Source organism: Acetobacter persici (assembly GCF_018256955.1).
Taxonomy (GTDB): Bacteria; Pseudomonadota; Alphaproteobacteria; order Acetobacterales; family Acetobacteraceae; genus Acetobacter; species Acetobacter persici.
On record NZ_JAERKU010000003.1, the window covers coordinates 65070 to 82414 of the forward strand.

The window sequence follows — 17345 nt, forward strand, 5'->3', positions numbered from 1 at the left end:
CTGGATTTGGTCCGCAAATAAACGCATAGGTTTCCGCGTGAAGCGGTAAAACCTGAATAAGATTTATTTGAAACACGAGAATGTTATGGAAAACGGCCAGTTTCTCTCTTGACTATATTTACGTGTATATGGACAGCGTCTGTTTTGCATGTAAGGCATGCGTCTGTAGCGTAATAAAAAGACGGCTGTGAGAGAGTGAGCGGGCTGTTTTGCTGTGCGCAAGGTGAAGGCGCAAGATAAGGCAGGCAGGGTCTGTTTTATGAAAGTAAAGCAGACCCTTTCCGTTATAACAAGAATTATAGTCCGAGTTGCGTAAGTGTCTCGCGCGCGCCCTGTGTGCGGATGCTACGGCGCAGTTTGACAACGTCCTCCCCAAAAGCCGGATACTGCTCCAGAGTCCATCCCGCAAAAACCGGCATGGTCAGGCCTGTTGCCAGATCGTCCTCCAGCGCCAGTGCTCTGGCGGCATCCGGCAGGCCGGGTTCTGAGAGCTTGTAGGTTTTATGGCTTTCGGTCTCACCGCGCAGATATTCAAGGAAGCAGGCCACCCCGAACGCGATGCGCCGGTGGTCAGCACCGGCTTTCAGCACACCTTTGACGGTGTCAGTCCAGAAAACCGGCAGTTTTGATGCGCTGTCAGAGGCAATGCGCAGAAGCTGATCCCCAACCGCCGGATTGCGGAAACGGTGCAGGACCTGATGCGCATAGTCGCTGAGAGACACGCCTTTTGGCGGGGTGATGGATGGACTGGCATCCTGCGCCAGAAACTGCTCCAGCAGGGTGACAAGCCCCGTATCCGCCATGGCGTGCGGGACGGTATCATAATCCATCAGCAGGCCGGGCAGGGCGAGCATGGAGTGGGAGGCGTTGAGCATCCGCAGTTTGACCTGCTCATACGGCCCGACATCATCCGTAAACTCTACCCCGACGGCTTCCAGTTCCGGGCGGCCCGCGCAGAATTTGTCTTCAATCACCCACTGGGTGAAGTCCTCGGCAAACAGCGGCATCTGGTCGGCCACGCCGCTCAGGGCATCCAGCCGTGCCACGTCGGCCTCAGAGACTGACGGCGTGATGCGGTCCACCATGGTGGAAGGGAAAGTGACGTTTTCCCTGATCCATGCGCCCAGAGCCGGGTCCCGCGCTTCTGCAAAGGTGCAGAAGGCGGTGCGGGCGACGGTGCCGTTGTCCCGCAGGTTGTCACAGGTCATGACGGTAAAGGGGCCGGTGCCATTATCGCGCCGCAGGCGCAGGGCTTCCGTCACCAGCCCAAACGCGGTTTCAGGCACGGCGCGTTTGAGATCTTCAGCAATGGCTGGGTCATCCAGCATGAATTTCCCGCTCGCATCCACATAATAGCCGCCCTCGGTAATGGTCAGGCTGACAATCTTAATGGTGGGGTCTGCGAGGCGGCGGATGGCGGCGGCGCGGTCCTTCGCGGCCTGCACATACTCTGTAATGGCACCCAGAACGCGGATGGTGTGTGTGTTGTCCGGGGCAAATTCCGTCAGGGTATAAAGGCCGTTCTGTTCCGCCATGATGCCGGCGCGGCGGGTTTCCCGTGCGTTGTCACGCAGTCCTACCCCGACAATTGCCCAGTCCTGCTGGCCGGGACGCGCCAGAACCCGATCAACATAGAGTGCCTGATGTGCCCGGTGAAAATTGCCGACCGCCAGGTGGGCGATGCCCGGTGTGGTTTTGCTGCGGTCATAGGTGGGGGTGAGAACCTGCGGCGGAAGCTGGCGGAGTGTGGCGCTGGAAAGGGCAATCATGGAAATCGGCATACCTCATTCTGTTGTAAGGCCAGTATTCTGTTGTGGGGCCAGTCTGGTGCAGAAAGAAAAATCGTTTAACCACAGCGCACTGGCTCGCTGTGCTGCACACAGGCCCCTGTTGGTCAGAGTAAAGCGCGGGACGGAGGCAGGTTGCCTGCGGAATGCAGAAACGCGGCCTTGCGCGCGGTCTTTCCAGAGTAGGGCGGCAGGGGCCGCACGGCTTTGCCCGGGGGCAGGAAAGATCTGACGTATGAGTGAGCCTACCATATCCTTGCTGAAAAATCCCGCTCAGATGCCGCTTGAAACTCTGAACGCTTTCCGTTATGTGAGTGGCTTCGTTACACGCGTCCGGGCTTGTGGGGCATGCCCGGCCGTGTTTTGTCGCTCTGGCAACAGAGGGACGCGGTTCGAGCTTTCAGGAGTAAAGAAATGCCCAAGATGAAGACCAAATCGTCGGTCAAAAAGCGGTTCAAAATCACCGCGACCGGCAAGGTGCTCTCAGGTCCGTGCGGTAAGCGTCACGGGATGATCAAGCGTCCGCAGAAAATGAAGCGCAGCAACCGTGGCGCACAGGTGATGACACCGCAGGACGGTCGTACCGTCAAGCAGTGGGCACCCTACGGGCTGGTTTGAGGAGCATCTGAGATATGGCACGTGTAAAACGCGGTGTAACAACCCACGCCCGTCACAAAAAAGTCCTGGACATGTCCAAGGGCTTCCGTGGCCGGTCTTCTACAAACTACCGTATTGCTCTGGAACGGCTTGAAAAGTCTCTCCAGTACGCATACCGCGACCGCCGGAACAAAAAGCGCGAATTCCGCGCTCTGTGGATCCAGCGTATCAATGCTGCTGTGCGTGAGCACGGCCTGACCTACAGCCGTTTCATCAACGGTCTGGACAAGGCTGGCATTGAAATCGACCGTAAAGTTCTGGCCGCCATCGCTTTTGATGACGCCGCAACGTTTGCGGAAATCGTGAAGAAAGCTCAGGCTGCTCTGGCTGCCTGATGCTTCTGGCCGATTTGCTCTGAAAAAGGCCGCCCGCAAGGGCGGCCTTTTTCTGTTCTGGCGGCTGTTTTTCCGGCTTGGGGGTTTTCTCCGCGCGGCTGAGCGGCTATCCGCCTCATAGCATTTTCCCCTCTCGTGTGAGGTTTCATGAGCGACGATCTTGAGATTCTCCGGCAGGACGTCCTGTCGGAACTGGCCGGTGCGGCTGATATGCGGGCATGGGATGCCGTGCGTGTGGGCACGCTGGGTAAATCGGGCCGCCTGACGGCACTGCTCAAGGCGCTGGGGAAAATGGCCCCGGATGAACGCAAGGCCCGGGGCGGCGCCCTCAACCGCCTGCGGGATGACCTGACACGCGCGATTGAAAGCCGCGGGCAGGAACTGGAAGCCGCAGCACTGGAAGCGCGTCTTGTGGCGGAACGTGTGGATATCAGCCTGCCGCCGCCCGGAACGGCACAGGGCGCTCTGCACCCCATCAGCCGCGCTGTGGAAGAAATGACGGCCATTTTTGGCTCCATGGGCTTCAGCGTGGCGGAAGGGCCGGATATCGAGACGGACTGGCATAACTTTTCCGCCCTGAACACGCCGGACCATCACCCGGCCCGCACCGACCATGATACGTTTTATTTGCCGCCCGTGCCGGGGCTGGATGTGGCGCGCGTGCTGCGCACCCAGACTTCCGGCGTGCAGATCCGTACCATGCTGAGCCAGAAGCCGCCGATCCGTGTGATCTGCCCCGGCCGGACCTATCGTGCGGACCATGATGCGACCCATTCCCCCATGTTCCACCAGTGCGAAGGTCTGGTGGTCGGGCAGGGCATTACGCTGGGGCACCTGAAAGGCTGCCTGATTGAGTTCCTGCGCGTGTTTTTTGACAAGCCGGATCTGCCGGTGCGTTTCCGCTCCTCCTACTTTCCGTTTACCGAGCCGTCCATGGAAGTGGATATTGGCTGGTCCCGCCGTACGGGTGAGATCGGGGGCGGGGAAGACTGGCTGGAGGTCCTGGGCTCCGGCATGATCCATGCCCGCGTGCTGGCCAACTGTGGGCTGGACCCGCGGGAATGGCAGGGCTTTGCCTTCGGGATGGGGGTGGAGCGCCTGACCATGCTGAAGAACGGGATTCCGGACCTGCGTTCGTTTTATGAGAGTGATATCCGCTGGCTGCGTCATTACGGGTCTGACCCGCTTGCGCCCGCACTGCTGCACGAAGGGGTGTAAGACATGAAATTTACGCTTTCATGGCTGTATGACCATCTTGAAACCTCAGCCACGGTTGAGGAAATCTGCGCCAAACTGAACCAGATCGGCCTTGAGGTTGAAGGGGTTGAAAATCCCGGTGCGGCTCTTGAGCCGTTCCTGACCGCCCGTATTCTGGAAGCCACGCAGCATCCGAACGCCGACCGCCTTCAGGTCTGCCGGGTGGATGCCGGGCCGGGCATGAATGATGTGCAGGTTGTGTGTGGGGCCCCAAACGCCCGGGCCGGGCTTGCCGTGATTTTTGCAAAGCCGGGGACGTATGTGCCGGGGCTGGATATTACCATTAAGGAAGGCAAGATCCGTGGGGAAGCGAGCGGCGGTATGCTGTGCTCCCTGCGTGAACTGGGTCTGGGCGAAGAGAGCGGCGGTATTGCGGAACTGCCGGAGGAGACTTTCCCCGGCCAGTCCTACGCGGATTTTGCCGGTCTGGATGATGTGGTGATTGAAATTGCCATTACCCCCAACCGGGGTGATGCGCTGAGCGTGCGCGGCATTGCGCGGGATCTTGCTGCGGCTGGTCTGGGCACGCTGCGGCCCTGGCTGGCTGAAGCGGTGGAAGGGACGTTTGAGTCCCCGGTTGTGTGGGAAAACGCTTATCCGGAAGCCTGCCCGTGGGTGCTGGGCCGTGCAGTGCGCGGTGTAAAGAACGGCCCCAGCCCGGACTGGCTGCGGCGTAAGCTGGAAAGCATTGGCCTGCGGTCTATTTCCACGCTGGTGGATATTACCAACTACTTCTGTTTTGATCTTGGTCGCCCACTGCATGTCTTTGATGTTAAAAAACTTTCTGGCAACCGCCTGACGCTCTGCCACGGTGCCGGAGAAACCTTCAAGGCGCTGGACGGGCAGGATTACACTGTCTCCCCGGATGATTGCGTGATTACGGATGCCAATGGCGTGCAGTCCGTCGCGGGGATTATGGGCGGGGAAGCTTCTGGTGCGGATGAGGGCACAACGGATGTCTTTATTGAGTGTGCGCTGTTTGACCCGGTGCATATCGCGCTGAGCTGCCGCCGTCTGGGCCTGTCTTCTGACTCCAGCTACCGCTTTGAGCGCGGTGTGGATCAGGCGCTGCCCGTGGCAGCGATGGAAGCCGCAACCCGCATGATTGTTGATCTGTGCGGTGGTGAGGCCAGTGAGGTTGTCTCTGCCGGTGCGCCGCCCGCATGGCAGCGTGAGGCGACGCTACGTTTCAGCCGCGTGCGCGATCTGGGCGGGCTGGATGTCCCTGCTGAGGAAAGCGTCGCTCTGCTGGAAAAGCTGGGCTTTGAAGTTCAGGACAAAACGGAAACCCATGTGCGGGCCAGCGTGCCGTCCTGGCGGAATGATATTGCGCAGAAGCCGGTTCTGGCTCAGGGGCGCGATCTGCCAGCCGGTCAGGCGGCCCGTGCGGCCGAAGGCGTTGAGCAGATTGAAGCCGAGAGTGATCTGGTGGAAGAAATCCTGCGCCTGAAAGGGCTGGATGCGGTGCCCCCAGTGCCGCTGCCGCCCGTGAGCGTGGTGCCGGGTGTGGCGCTTACGCCGCGTCAGATCCGTACAGCCCGTGCCCGCCGTGTGCTGGCGGCGCATGGTCTGGTGGAAACGGTCGGGTTCTCCTTTGTCTCGCATGAAGATGCGCTGCGGTTTGGTGGCGCGCCGGATAGTCTGCGCCTGCTGAACCCGATTGCGTCTGATCTGGACCAGATGCGGCCGACCCCCATGGTTAATCTGGTTGCGGCCAGCCAGCGTAACGCCGCGCGCGGCTGGGCCGATCTGGGCCTGTTTGAAATCGGGGCCGGGTTCTCGGAAGACGGGCAGCAGCAGATTGCCGCTGGTTTGCGGACGGGCCATACGCCGCGTTATCCGGGCCAGACCAGCACAAATGTGTCTCTCTGGGCGGCCAAAGCCGACGCACTTGAACTGCTTACACAACTGGGCGTGGCGGTTGAAGGTGTGAGTGCAACGCCGGATGCGCCCTCATGGTACCATCCGGGCCGCTCTGGCGTGCTGCGTCAGGGGCCGAAAATGGTGCTGGGTTATTTTGGGGAACTGCATCCGTCTCTGTTGCAGGTAGAAGGGATTGATGTGCCGGTGGTAGGGTTTGAAATCCTGCTGGACGCCGTGCCGGAACCCAAGCGCCGCAAGAAGAGCGCGCCAAAACTCTCGGCTTTCCAGCCGGTCCGGCGTGATTTTGCCTTTGTGGTGGCGCGCGATGTGCCGGGGGAAAAACTGCTGAAAGCTGTGAAGGGTGCAGATCGCGCTCTTGTTTCTGATGTCAGCCTGTTTGACCTGTATGAAGGCGAGCATGTGCCGGAAGGCCACCGTTCCATGGGCGTTGAAGTGACGTTGCAGCCGGTGGACAAAAGCCTGACGGATGCGGAACTGGAAGCTGTTTCTGAGCGTATTGTTGCCGCAGTCGCCAAAGCGACAGGCGCCACCCTGCGCTAGGCGGGCAGCAGGACAGGAAGCGGAGAGTAACGGGAATGACGCACCGGATGATACACCTCAGACACGGAGTCAGACTGGGGCTGCTTTCTGCCGTGCTGATGGCGTGCGGTACACAGACCCTGCGGGCGGAAGACATTACCGGCGCGGGGTCGAGCTTTGCGGCGCCCCTTTATCAGGCGTGGTCTGCTGCCTCTTCCAGCAGCACAGGTGTGAGCGTGAATTATCAGACCATCGGCTCTGGTGCTGGCCAGAACATGGTGCTGGCCGGAACGGTGGATTTCGGGGCGTCTGACGCGCCGATGGCCCCGGAAAAGCTGGATGCCGGGCATCTGATGCAGTTCCCGACGGGTATTGGCGGCATTGTTGTTATTGTAAACGTGCCCGGTGTGCCGGATGGAGCCTTGCGGCTTACTGGTCCGGTGCTGGCGGGGTTGTACGATGGCACGATCAGTTCATGGAATGATCAGCGCGTAGCCGAGCTTAATCCTGACCTGAAACTGCCGGATCTGCCTGTGGCCCCGCTGCACAGGGCAGATGGGTCCGGCACAACGTTTGTCTTCACGGATTATCTAGGCCGGGTCTCCCCGACATGGGGTACATCCGTCGGGCGTGGCACGTCTGTTGACTGGCCCGCAGGTTCCGGCACACGCGGCAATGACGGGATTGCCGCCTACGTGGCGAATACCGAAGGCAGCATAGGCTATGTGGAATATGCCTATGCCGAGCGCAACCATCTGCCGATGGTCCAGTTGCAGAACAAGGCAGGAGATTTTGTCACGGCCTCGGCAGACAGTTTTGCTAAGGCGGCTGAGTCTGCCGTGTGGGATGAAAAGACACTCACCGCCGCGCTGTCTGATACGCAGGGTAGCGGCGCGTGGCCGATTGTGACCACCACCTATGTTCTGGTGCCCCGCCGTTCGGCTGGCACGGAACATGGTCTGGCTGTCCGGACATTTTTCCGCTGGGGGCTGACCAATGGTGAAGCCGCCAGCCGCCAGCTTGATTATGTGCCGGTTCCGGCGCGCGTAAAAACCATGGCGCTTGGGCTGCTGGATCAGCTTGAGGGGCAGAAGGCGGCTGGGAAATAACTTTCCGGCGGGGGCCAGAGAGTATTTCATCTTTTGTCAGCCATAAGATTCCCATATCGACGTAAGAAGGGCGGACACGTGATGTGTCCGCCTTTTTTGTTCGAGGATGCCTGTCCGGCAGCCTGTCTACTACATGGCGAAGCAGAGCGGTATTGGCCTGAGGTGTTCAGGCACAGGCAGCTTGTGGAGAGAAGACAGTTTTCCCCTGTCCTGAAGATGTCCCCGCGTCCAGCACGTACGGACCGGCGGAGAGGATCTGTATGGCGAGTATGCGGCTTACAGTGGCTCCGGATGCGGGAGCGAGAGGCAGCGTGGCACAGCCATCTGTCCAGCGAGCGTACTCATTTTCCTGAGTATGCCAGCCTGACAGGGTGCTGTCTGTCAGGTGAGACGTGATGTCGTGTGATTGACCGTCTTCACGGCAACATATTGTTCCGACCAGCACGCCGAGCGTTCGGCGGTCATCCACAAAAGGACCGATACTGTCAGCCGGTCGTGCTGAGCGGGAGACCAGAGAAACCGTCGTGACACCCGGCGGAAGGAGAAAAAAGCTGCGATCATGTTCCTTGCGGAGGGCACGCAGGCGTGTTCCGGGGGGCGTGAGCAAATGCAGGTCAGCGTCATGCGTGACGTTGCGGGGAGTCTGGCGGGGCTGCAGACCGAGTGTCTGCGCACGGGAGAACAGGAGGTCGAAGAGGCGTTCAACCTCGGTTCGGGCAACAGTCAGAGGGGCCGCGCTATCCTGCTCCCACGTTTTGGGAGTGGATGGGAGGCGGGCCAGCGTGCCGGGCTGTGAAAAGCTGCGACGGTTTCCGGTATCCAGATAGCTTTCTGTCAGCGCGCCGTTTGCACGGATCACGGCATGCTGTGCTGTTTCAATATGAAAACATTCATACTGGGGGAGGCTGCGGTCATAAACAATGGAGGCGCCATTAACCAGCATGCGCACCGGCACGAACTGCCCGTCAAAATAAAGGCAGTGTTCAGGGGTGACGAGCAGATCCTCAAACGGAACATTGTCCGCAAGTGCATTTTTCAGGATGCGCACCGGGTAACCAGCTTCATCCGCAGGCAGGTCTGCCCGCACCGTGACCGGGCGTTTGCCTGCCCAGATAACCGCGCGGCCTTCTGCCCGGCCTGTATCATAGATCATGACCTGATCGCCTATGCGGATATTTTCCACAGGAGTCAGACCGGCCTCGGTTTCTATAAGAGTGCCGTTCAGGAAGCAGACCACGGCTTCCAGCATGACCGCGCCCTCATCCGTTTTGCCCAGCGTGAGGTGGGAGAGGTCGGAGGCGCTGAATGTCAGAGTGTAGGTGGTCTGGTTATCGGTAACAGTGGCCGTGTTGCCAAGGATGCTGAGTGTCGCGTTTCCATCATTTGTCAGGGTGGAGAGCGTCAGCGTGTTGCCGGTTGTGAAGTTGGCCAGAGTGGCGGAGAATGACGAGGCAGACTGAAGGGTGAGTTTGCCGGTATTATCGCTGAATGTAATCGTCTCTGTGGCGGGCGCCGTGCCTGCAAGCACCAGTGAGGCTCTACTGGTAATGGTAATATTCTGATAAGACTGGTTGCCTGAGAGCGTCCACGCTCCCGCGACGGTCATGGTCTGGAAGTTCTGTGCGCCGTCAAACGTGCCTGAACCGGAGAGATTGACCGTGTTGGTGCCACCGCCGCCATCGACCGTCCCGATAATGACAGAACCGGTCTGGATGTTCAGCGTGTCATTTCCATCCCCCAGCAGAATGGCGTCTGTGGTGCCGGAAATGGTGCCGGAGTTGGTCAGCGTGTCATCTTTATCATCATTGATACGGATGCCGTACCCGTCCAGCCCTTTAATCATGCCGTCATTGACCAGCGTGGTGGCATACGGTGCGTAACCCTGACTGCTGTTATCAATCAGGATGCCGTTTTGTGCACCGCTGATGGTTGCTCCCGCATGGTTGGTAATGCTGCCACCGCCCAGTGCCAGCCCTTCACTGGTGTTGGTGAAGCCATCGCTCCCGCTTCCTCCGGCGCCGGTGCCCTGAATGGTGCCGTAATTGTCTATGGTGGCGTAGCCATCAATATCCACGCCGTCTCCGTCGCCCGTGCCGGACTGGTCATAGGCTCCGGTAATTGTGCCGTAATTGGTGACGCTGCCGGTTCCATCCGAGCCAACGCCCGAGCCGTCACGCCCGGTAATTTCACCGTCTGCTTCATTGACCACCACAACGTCTGTGCTGCTGGTAATGCCGTGGCGTGCGCCGGAAATACTGCCGGAATTGTCAACCGTGCCGGAATAGTCCTGAAAATCGATGCCGTCATTCTTGGTCGCGCCGTTTGCGCCATCAGCATAAATGGTGCCGGCGTTGTTGATGACGGCGTTTTCTCCTGGACGGATGGCGTCTGCATCGGTGGACTGGATCACACCACCTTTTTCGTTGGTAATGGTGATGCTGGAAGCGGTCGTCAGCGCATTGAAATCAATCGCCTGACCATCGGTGGTGGATGTAATCGTCCCGCTATTAGTCAGTACAATGGTGGCGGAGGGCATATCCGCATCAATCCGGATGCCGTCATCCGAGCCAGAGAGAGTGCCGGTATTGTTGATCGTCAGACTGGCGCCGGAAATTGCTGCGGCAATTCCGCCGGCGGTGGCGTCAATCGCGCGTTTGCCTGTGGATTTAAGCGTACCGCTATTTTCAATATCAAGCGTTGAGATGGAATCCAGATCAACCGAGACCGTAGTCTTTGTAGTGCTGATTTGTTTCGTGTTTGAATAGGTCTGGTCAGAATTCAGGGTAACTGTGTTGCTACTCATGAAGGGCGTCCTCTCTGGCTGGAGGAACGTTCTGTAGCAAGTCTGATTTTCTGGAATAGTCTGGTAAAAGCGGCAGCGTTAATCTTTAACAAAACATTCACGCTGCATGTGGCGGGGGCGCTGAATGTGTCAGGACAGACACGATTTTCGGGCGGCAAAACACAGTCATCCCGCGCTCATCCCGGTGTTGTCCCGACTTTCATCCACAGATTCTGTGGATAAACAGAAAGCAGAGAAGAGAGCAGGGCGCGTTGTAGAATGACGGGTATGGCCCGGCTGAGGCTATTGCAGCCAGACCTGTGAGAAAAACAGTTTATTGACCTGAGTGTAAAAGAAATTCTTCAGGCGTTGTGAGGTGATGATCACATCATCTTTCTCAATCACCGGGGCGATGGGGGCCTGTTCCATCAGCAGGCGGTCAGCCTGCCGCCAGAGATCATCCGTCTGTTGCGGCGTAAGAGACACATCGGTTTTAGCGCGGTCCATAATCGCCTGAATGTGCTTGTCACAAAAGCCGGGGATGTTGATGGAGTTATCCGAATTGGGGTGAAAATTCTCGCATCCCAGAAGATCATCTAAAAAATTAGATGGGGATGGATAATCTGCTGACCAGTCTTTAAGGGCAATCTGTACATGGTTGCCTGAGTTCTGCATGTAGTTGAACGCCATGGAGCTACTGAGCGGGCGGAGCGTGGCCTCATAGCCAATGCTTTGCAGCATGTCGCGCAGCCATGTGCCCATGGCATAATCAATACTGGTATTGGCCGTGACCAGCGTAACGTGTTGCCCGCCTGTGCCGCTTTCCCGCACCAGCGCACGGGCTTTTTCCAGATCCGGCGCAGTCCAGCGTGCAGCCGGGGCGGAGGGAGAGGCGTCGCGCGTATAAAAACACTGGTCAGACGTAACCGGCAATGAAGAGGGCAGCATACCGCACAGAGGCCGGGCAATGCCGGGGCCACCGTACAGAATGACCATGGCTTTGCGGTTGAGCGCATAGTTCACGGCCTGCCGCGCCTTGATCTGGTTGAACGGTGGCAGATTGACGTTCATCGGGATGAAATACATCGCCGGATGCGGTGTCACATGCGTTTGTGCGGTAAAACGGCTGCCCAGCTCCCCCAGCCTGTCCATGGGAACAGTGTCCGCCATCCAGTCATACTGGCCGTTTTCAACAGCCGTTACTGCGGCTTCATCCGGGATGCCGAAGCTATAGTCTATGCCGTCCGGGTAGCCATCAGGTTGGGCCTGCGCATCCCACACATGGAAATAGGGATTGCGGTCCAGACGCAGGATTTTGTTCGGGTCATAACTCGTGACCCGATACGGGCCAGTGCCGGGAATGGGCTCGTTGCCGATGTCATGGTCCGGGGTGTTGGCGGGCAGAATAACGGCATGGGTAAAGGCCAGTTTTTGCAGGAATTCTGTATCAGGCTGCGCCAGATGAAAGGTGATGGTGCGGCGCACCGGATCATCCCAGAGTCCGTCTTTCAGGCTACAGTCCGCCGGGTGGTTCAGGCAGGCATCGGCTCCGGTAATCGCGGAATAGAAGGAGCCTGCCGTGGGTGAGCCGACACGGAAAATACGGCGGAAAGACGCAACCACATCCGCTGTGGTCAAAGGCTGACCGTTGGAAAAGCGGATATCCGGCCTGAGCGTAAAAACGTAGGTGCGCCCGCCATCCTGTGGTGTGGGAAGGGTCTCGGCCAGATCCGCCACAACCTCGTTCCCACGGGGGCCAGTGGTTTTGCGGAAGGTTGTCAGCCCGTCATACACCACAGCATACAGATTGATGTATTTGGCGGTATAATTGATCTGCGGGTCCAATGTGCCGCCGGATGCAGCCGAAACCAGCCTGAGCGTGCCGCCCCGATGCGCGGCCAGAGTTTCTGGCGTGGGGTCAACCGCAGTCTGCGCGGTGGCAGACTGCGGGCTGGTCGCGGCCAGACCACCTGCCACCGTCAGGCCCGCCAGCAGGACTATGGAAACAGAACGCCACACGCCCCGGTGCCTCAGCATGCTCAAGGCGCGCATTGTTCTCCCTTTACCCTTTAGGGCTGCGATGCAGGTGCGCCGTTAACCGCGGGCTGCTGGTCGGCCGTGCCCGGAGGCTGGTCCATCAGGTGTGAGAAATTCCGGTAGATGGAACTGACCAGAAAAATACCCAGCATGAGCGTGACAATAACAATGCCCAGCCGCAAGAGTTTGCCTTCCATGAGTCTGCGGTCCTTCAGCGTTGCGGAGTGGGCATGTTGGAGGGCGGGCGATACCAGTTGGGCCCGCGCTCCCCATGGTGGGTTCTGGGGTGATAATAATGGTGCGCGTGGTCATCCGCGCAGGATGTAAGGCCCAGCAGGCCCAGAAGAGACAGGCCGGGGATTACCAGCCGCGCAGAAAGGAAAAAACGGTTCATGAAGCAATCATACCGGCATTTGAGATAGGGCGAAAGGGATGTGTATCAGGCACCGACCACGCCGTTGCCCACCATATCCAGCGGGTTAACCAGCCTGTCAAACGTCTTACCGTCCAGATAGCCTGACTGCACGGCAGCCTCCCGCAGACTGAGGTTCTGTTCCGTGGCCCGATGCGCAATGGCCGCCGCCTTATCATACCCGATAGCGGGGCTGAGGGCGGTCACGAGCATGACGGAGCCGTTTACATACTGTGCAAGACGCGGCTCATTCAGTTCTGTTCCCTCCACGGAGAACACTCTGAAATTGTGGCATCCATCCGCCAGAATGCGGATGCTGTGCAGACAGTTGGCGAGAATGACCGGGCGCATGACATTCAGGTTGAGCTGGCCCTGACTGGCGGCAAAGCCAACGGTGGCATCATTGCCCAGAACCTGCGTTGCAATCATCACCAGTGCTTCACACTGGGTCGGGTTGACCTTGCCGGGCATGATGGAGGAGCCCGGTTCATTCTCTGGCAGGTGCAGCTCCCCAAGTCCGCAGCGCGGGCCGGAGGCCAGAAGGCGCATATCATTGGCAATTTTGAGCAAAGGCACAGCCAGTCCGCGCAACCCGGCAGAGGCTCTGGCCATGGCATCCAGCCCGCTGAGGGCCGCGAATTTGTTTGGAGCGGTGACAAACGGGCGGCCCGTCAGTTCAGCGATTTTGCTGGCGATGGCCTTGCTGAATCCCGCCGGGGCATTCAGCCCGGTGCCAACAGCAGTACCTCCGGCAGCGAGTTCAAAAAGGCCTTCCCGCGCCGTGCGGAGGGCGGACAGAGCATCTTCCAGCATGCAGGCCCAGCCGGACCATTCCTGCCCGACCGTCAGCGGCACAGCGTCCTGAAGATGTGTGCGGCCAATTTTGACAACATTCATCCACTGCTCGGCTTTGGTGTGGAGACTGTCGCTGAGGGCTTCCACTTCAGGAATGAGCCGGTTTTCTATTTCCAGCAGCGTGACGATATGCATGGCGGTAGGGAAGGAATCATTGCTCGACTGCCCCATATTCACATCATCATTCGGATGTACGGGCTTTTTGGAGCCGATCTCACCTCCGGCAAGCTGAATGGCGCGGTTGGCGATCACCTCATTCAGATTCATGTTGGTCTGCGTGCCGGAGCCTGTCTGCCAGACAAAAAGCGGGAAATGCGCGTCCAGCTTGCCAGCGCAGATTTCATCCGCCACGCGGGCAATCAGGTCCGCTTTCCAGTGTGGCATCCGGCCATCGGCTGCGTTGACCAGTGCCGCGGCCTTTTTCACCACCGCATAGGCATGGCAGAGGGGCAGGGGCATATGGTCTTCCCCGATGGAGAAATGTACGAGGCTGCGCTGGGTCTGTGCTCCCCAGTATTTGTCGGCGGGGACCTGAATTTCGCCCAGTGAATCCGTCTCTGTGCGGAAGCCGGTTGCCGTCAGGCCAACTGGACAGTCTGTGATGGTGGGTGATGTCGTCATGAGAGTCATCCCGATTGTGTCTGGTGATGTCATGCTCGCCTCGTGCCGGTGCCTGAGGCGCTCTGATGGTCTTTTTTCAATATGGGGTGTGGCATTGCTGCCGCATGTCAGAATAAAGTCACATTCAGGCGAGGCATGGCCCCGGCAAAGCGCCCCGCTGCAAAGCAGGAAACGCACTGACGAGGTGGTTGTTCGCGCCGGGAGTGTGTTAAAAGACGCTCACTTTCCGGAACGTCTGCCTTTCTGGTGCCTTATCGTCATGCAACAGAAGAATCTGAGTGCGGAATAATCTGGCTGGAGGAGCAAAGAGGGTATGGCGGTAACGGGTCTGGCTGCGGTACTGCTTGCCATTGCGCTTCTTCTGGTCATTGTCAGCACGGTTCAGCCCATTGCCCGCAGGCTGGAACTGTCTGAAACCGTTCTTCTGGCTATTGTCGGCATTATTATCGGTAGTTTGGCAGACTTTGCCTTGCGGACCACGCATACGTCCGCCCTGAATGGCATTGCGGAAACGCTGCTGGATTTCCCGATCAACAGTGAAGCGTTCCTGCTGATCTTCCTCCCTGTTCTGGTTTTTCAGGGCGCGCTGGCCATTGATGTGCGGCGTCTGGCGCATGAGGCCGCAACAGTGCTGCTGCTCGCCGTGGTGGCGGTGGTGGTGTCCACGGGTGCCATCGGGCTGGCGTTGCTGCCTTTTGCGCAGATGCCACTGGTTGTCTGCCTGCTGCTGGGTTCCATTGTGGCGACGACGGACCCGTCCGCCGTGGCCGGGATTTTCCGGGATATCGGGGCGGCAACACGCCTGACGCGTCTGGTGGAAGGGGAAGCCCTGCTGAATGACGCGGCGGCAATTTCCATCTTCTCCATCCTGCTGCCCTCAGTCACCCTCCATCATGCCATTCATCCGGGCGAGGCCGTGATCTCGTTCGTGATTTCCTTTGTCGGGGCGCTGATTGTTGGCGTGGTTTTTGGCCAGTTAACGCTGATGATGATCACGGCTCTCAGCGGGTCCGCCGCTGCGGAAATTACCCTGACCGTCGCCCTTCCTTACGTGGCCTATATTGTCTCGGATGAATTTCTGGGGGTCTCCGGGGTGGTGGCCACGGCGGCGGCGGGGCTGACTTTGTCCGTCTACGGGCCGTCAACCGTACGACCGCAGACATGGCTCTTCCTTAACCAGTTGTGGCAGCAGCTTGTGTTCTGGGCCGGGTCTCTGGTGTTCGTGCTCGCTTCCATGCTGGTGCCGCATCTGCTGGTGGGCATGACCCGGTGGGACTGCGTGCTGATCCTGATTGCCAGCGTCGCGGGTCTGGCGGCGCGCGGGGCGGTGGTGTTTGGTCTTCTGCCTTTCCTCGCCATGACAAAGCTGGCGCCCCCTGTGCCGACACCGTTCAAGGTCACAATGGTCTGGGGCGGTCTGCGCGGCGCGATTACACTGGCTCTGGCGCTGGCGGTAACGGAAAACGAGCGGGTCTCCACGCCCGTTGCGCATTTTATTGGTATTCTGGCCACCGGCTTCGTGCTGATTACGCTGCTGCTGAACGGTACGACGCTGCGGTCTCTGGTGCTGTTCCTCAAGCTGGACAAGCTCTCACCCATTGATGAAGCCATGCGGCATCAGGTGCTGAGCATCGGGCTGGAAAACGTCAAGGAACGCTCGGAGAAGCTGGCGGATGAACTCGGCTTTTCCACGGATGCGACGGGCACCGTGATTGAGCAGGTCGACCGCCGCGCGCATGAGGAGCAGGGGGCCAATACCTTTGATACAGCCCTTGGGGATACGCAGCGTGTGAACCTTGCTCTGATTACCATCGCGAGCCAGGAACGCTCTGTCCTGCTGGACCTGTTCCGTATTCAGGGTCTGTCCCGACGTGTGATGGAAACGCTGCTGCGGTCCTCCGAGGCCGCGATTGACGGTGCACGGCTGGAAGGGCGTCTGGGGTATGTGCGTGCCCTGCGCCGGCGGCTGAGCCCGTCCCTGCGCTTCAAAATTGCACAATGGATTCATAAGAACCTGCGCATCGACCGCCCGCTGATGCTCTGTATGGCGGAGCGGTTTGAAATGCTCATGGTGGCGCATTTTGTCTCGATTTCGCTCACACGCTTTATGAGTGAGCGGCTGGAGCCGACGCTGGGCAGCCGTATTGGAGACGTGGTGGCCGAGGTGTTGCAGCGCCAGCGCAAACTGCTGGATGAAGCGCTGGAAACCCTGCGCCTGCATTATCATGGCTATTCGGAAGCATTGGAAAACCGGATTTTCCGTCAGATTGTACTGCGGCTGGAGGGGGAGGAATATGACTCTCTGCTGGCGGAATCCCTGATCAGTGATGAACTGAACCGCGAGCTTCTGAAAGAACTGGAACGCCGCCGCCATCGGCTGGATAAGCCCCTGAGCTTTGACCTGCGCAGCGGGATTGAAAGTCGCCTGAAAAATGCGGCTGTCTTCCGGGGGCTGCCGAATGCGGAATTGCATGATCTGGCCACAACAACGTCCCTGCGGTTTGTGGCCCCGCAGGAACTGATCTGCCGCCGTGGGCGCAAGATCCGCAATATCTACTTCATCAGTGCGGGGCTGGCGGAATCGCATGTGGCGGAGCGGGATATTCTCTATGGAGCCGGGGACCTGATCGGCGCATTGTCCGCGATCAATGATGAACGGTGCCCGGCCAATATCCGCGCCGTGCAGTTCGGGCACTTCATGGTGATCAGCGCCTCCCGCTTCCGGCGGCTGGTGGAAGAATATCCGCTGGTGCTGGAAAATATTGAGAAGCTGCGCCGCAAGCGTGAAGCGGGTGAACGGGCCATCAAGCTGGTGCCCGGCGCAACCCCGTCTGAAAAAGAAAGCGAGCGCCCCGGTGTGGCGGCCTCCGCGTTACTGAAGCTTGAAAGTAAGATGCCAAAGAGCATTGCGGCTGAGCCTCAGGAAAATGAAAAGCCGGTGGATCAGGAACAGCCCTCTTCCTCAGGCTAGGCGTTGCCTGAACACGAGGTTCACGGCGGGCAAGGGGCAATGACAGAGCTGGCATACACTCTGCCGGGCTGACCTGAGCTGGCTAGGGTGTAGAGCCTTTGGGGAGCAGGACGGTTTTT

12 protein-coding genes are annotated in these 17345 nt (G+C 59.1%); 6 read left to right on the forward strand and 6 right to left on the reverse strand.

Going from position 1 to position 17345, the window contains the following annotated elements:
• Positions 1–296 precede the first annotated feature (296 nt).
• Positions 297–1769: a mannitol dehydrogenase family protein gene (locus tag JK199_RS04705; RefSeq protein ID WP_212374665.1), complete on the reverse strand. Its 1473-nt coding sequence runs from the start codon at positions 1767–1769 to the stop codon at positions 297–299.
• Between the two features lie 432 nt (positions 1770–2201).
• Here JK199_RS04705 and rpmI point away from each other — a divergent pair, with 432 nt between their 5' ends.
• From rpmI to pstS, 5 genes are all read left to right on the forward strand, one after another.
• Positions 2202–2405 carry a 50S ribosomal protein L35 gene (gene rpmI / locus JK199_RS04710; protein WP_077930063.1) on the forward strand — a complete coding sequence of 68 codons (204 nt, stop codon included), beginning with the start codon at positions 2202–2204 and terminating at the stop codon, positions 2403–2405.
• A gap of 14 nt (positions 2406–2419) precedes the next feature.
• Entirely contained in the window at positions 2420–2779 is a 360-nt protein-coding gene (gene rplT / locus JK199_RS04715) for a 50S ribosomal protein L20 (RefSeq protein WP_025825489.1), read from the forward strand.
• A gap of 147 nt (positions 2780–2926) precedes the next feature.
• Positions 2927–3997: a phenylalanine--tRNA ligase subunit alpha gene (gene pheS / locus JK199_RS04720; RefSeq protein ID WP_086655328.1), complete on the forward strand. Its 1071-nt coding sequence runs from the start codon at positions 2927–2929 to the stop codon at positions 3995–3997.
• A 3-nt stretch (positions 3998–4000) separates the two neighbouring features.
• Positions 4001–6460: a phenylalanine--tRNA ligase subunit beta gene (gene pheT / locus JK199_RS04725; protein WP_212374193.1), complete on the forward strand. Its 2460-nt coding sequence runs from the start codon at positions 4001–4003 to the stop codon at positions 6458–6460.
• Between the two features lie 98 nt (positions 6461–6558).
• Complete coding sequence (gene pstS / locus JK199_RS04730; RefSeq protein WP_244984930.1) at positions 6559–7548, forward strand: phosphate ABC transporter substrate-binding protein PstS; 990 nt, start codon at positions 6559–6561, stop codon at positions 7546–7548.
• Between the two features lie 166 nt (positions 7549–7714).
• Here pstS and JK199_RS04735 read toward each other — a convergent pair whose 3' ends face one another.
• The 5 genes from JK199_RS04735 to fumC all read right to left on the reverse strand — a co-directional run bounded on the left by JK199_RS04735 (position 7715) and on the right by fumC (position 14255).
• Positions 7715–10351, reverse strand: a complete 2637-nt coding sequence (locus tag JK199_RS04735) for a Hint domain-containing protein (protein WP_212374197.1) — start codon at positions 10349–10351, stop codon at positions 7715–7717.
• A 282-nt stretch (positions 10352–10633) separates the two neighbouring features.
• The gene (locus JK199_RS04740) at positions 10634–12382 is read right to left on the reverse strand and encodes an ABC transporter substrate-binding protein (RefSeq protein WP_408742329.1); all 1749 of its coding nucleotides are present in this window, start codon (positions 12380–12382) and stop codon (positions 10634–10636) included.
• A gap of 17 nt (positions 12383–12399) precedes the next feature.
• Positions 12400–12564 (reverse strand): hypothetical protein, encoded by a 165-nt coding sequence (locus JK199_RS04745; protein WP_179194553.1) that lies wholly within the window; start codon positions 12562–12564, stop codon positions 12400–12402.
• A gap of 14 nt (positions 12565–12578) precedes the next feature.
• Positions 12579–12761 (reverse strand): hypothetical protein, encoded by a 183-nt coding sequence (locus JK199_RS04750; RefSeq protein ID WP_086655325.1) that lies wholly within the window; start codon positions 12759–12761, stop codon positions 12579–12581.
• A gap of 45 nt (positions 12762–12806) precedes the next feature.
• Entirely contained in the window at positions 12807–14255 is a 1449-nt protein-coding gene (gene fumC / locus JK199_RS04755; RefSeq protein WP_212374199.1) for a class II fumarate hydratase, read from the reverse strand.
• A 313-nt stretch (positions 14256–14568) separates the two neighbouring features.
• On the opposite strand from fumC, the gene JK199_RS04760 reads away from it, so the two are divergent.
• Positions 14569–17226, forward strand: a complete 2658-nt coding sequence (locus tag JK199_RS04760) for a cation:proton antiporter (RefSeq protein ID WP_212374201.1) — start codon at positions 14569–14571, stop codon at positions 17224–17226.
• Positions 17227–17345: the final 119 nt, after the last annotated feature.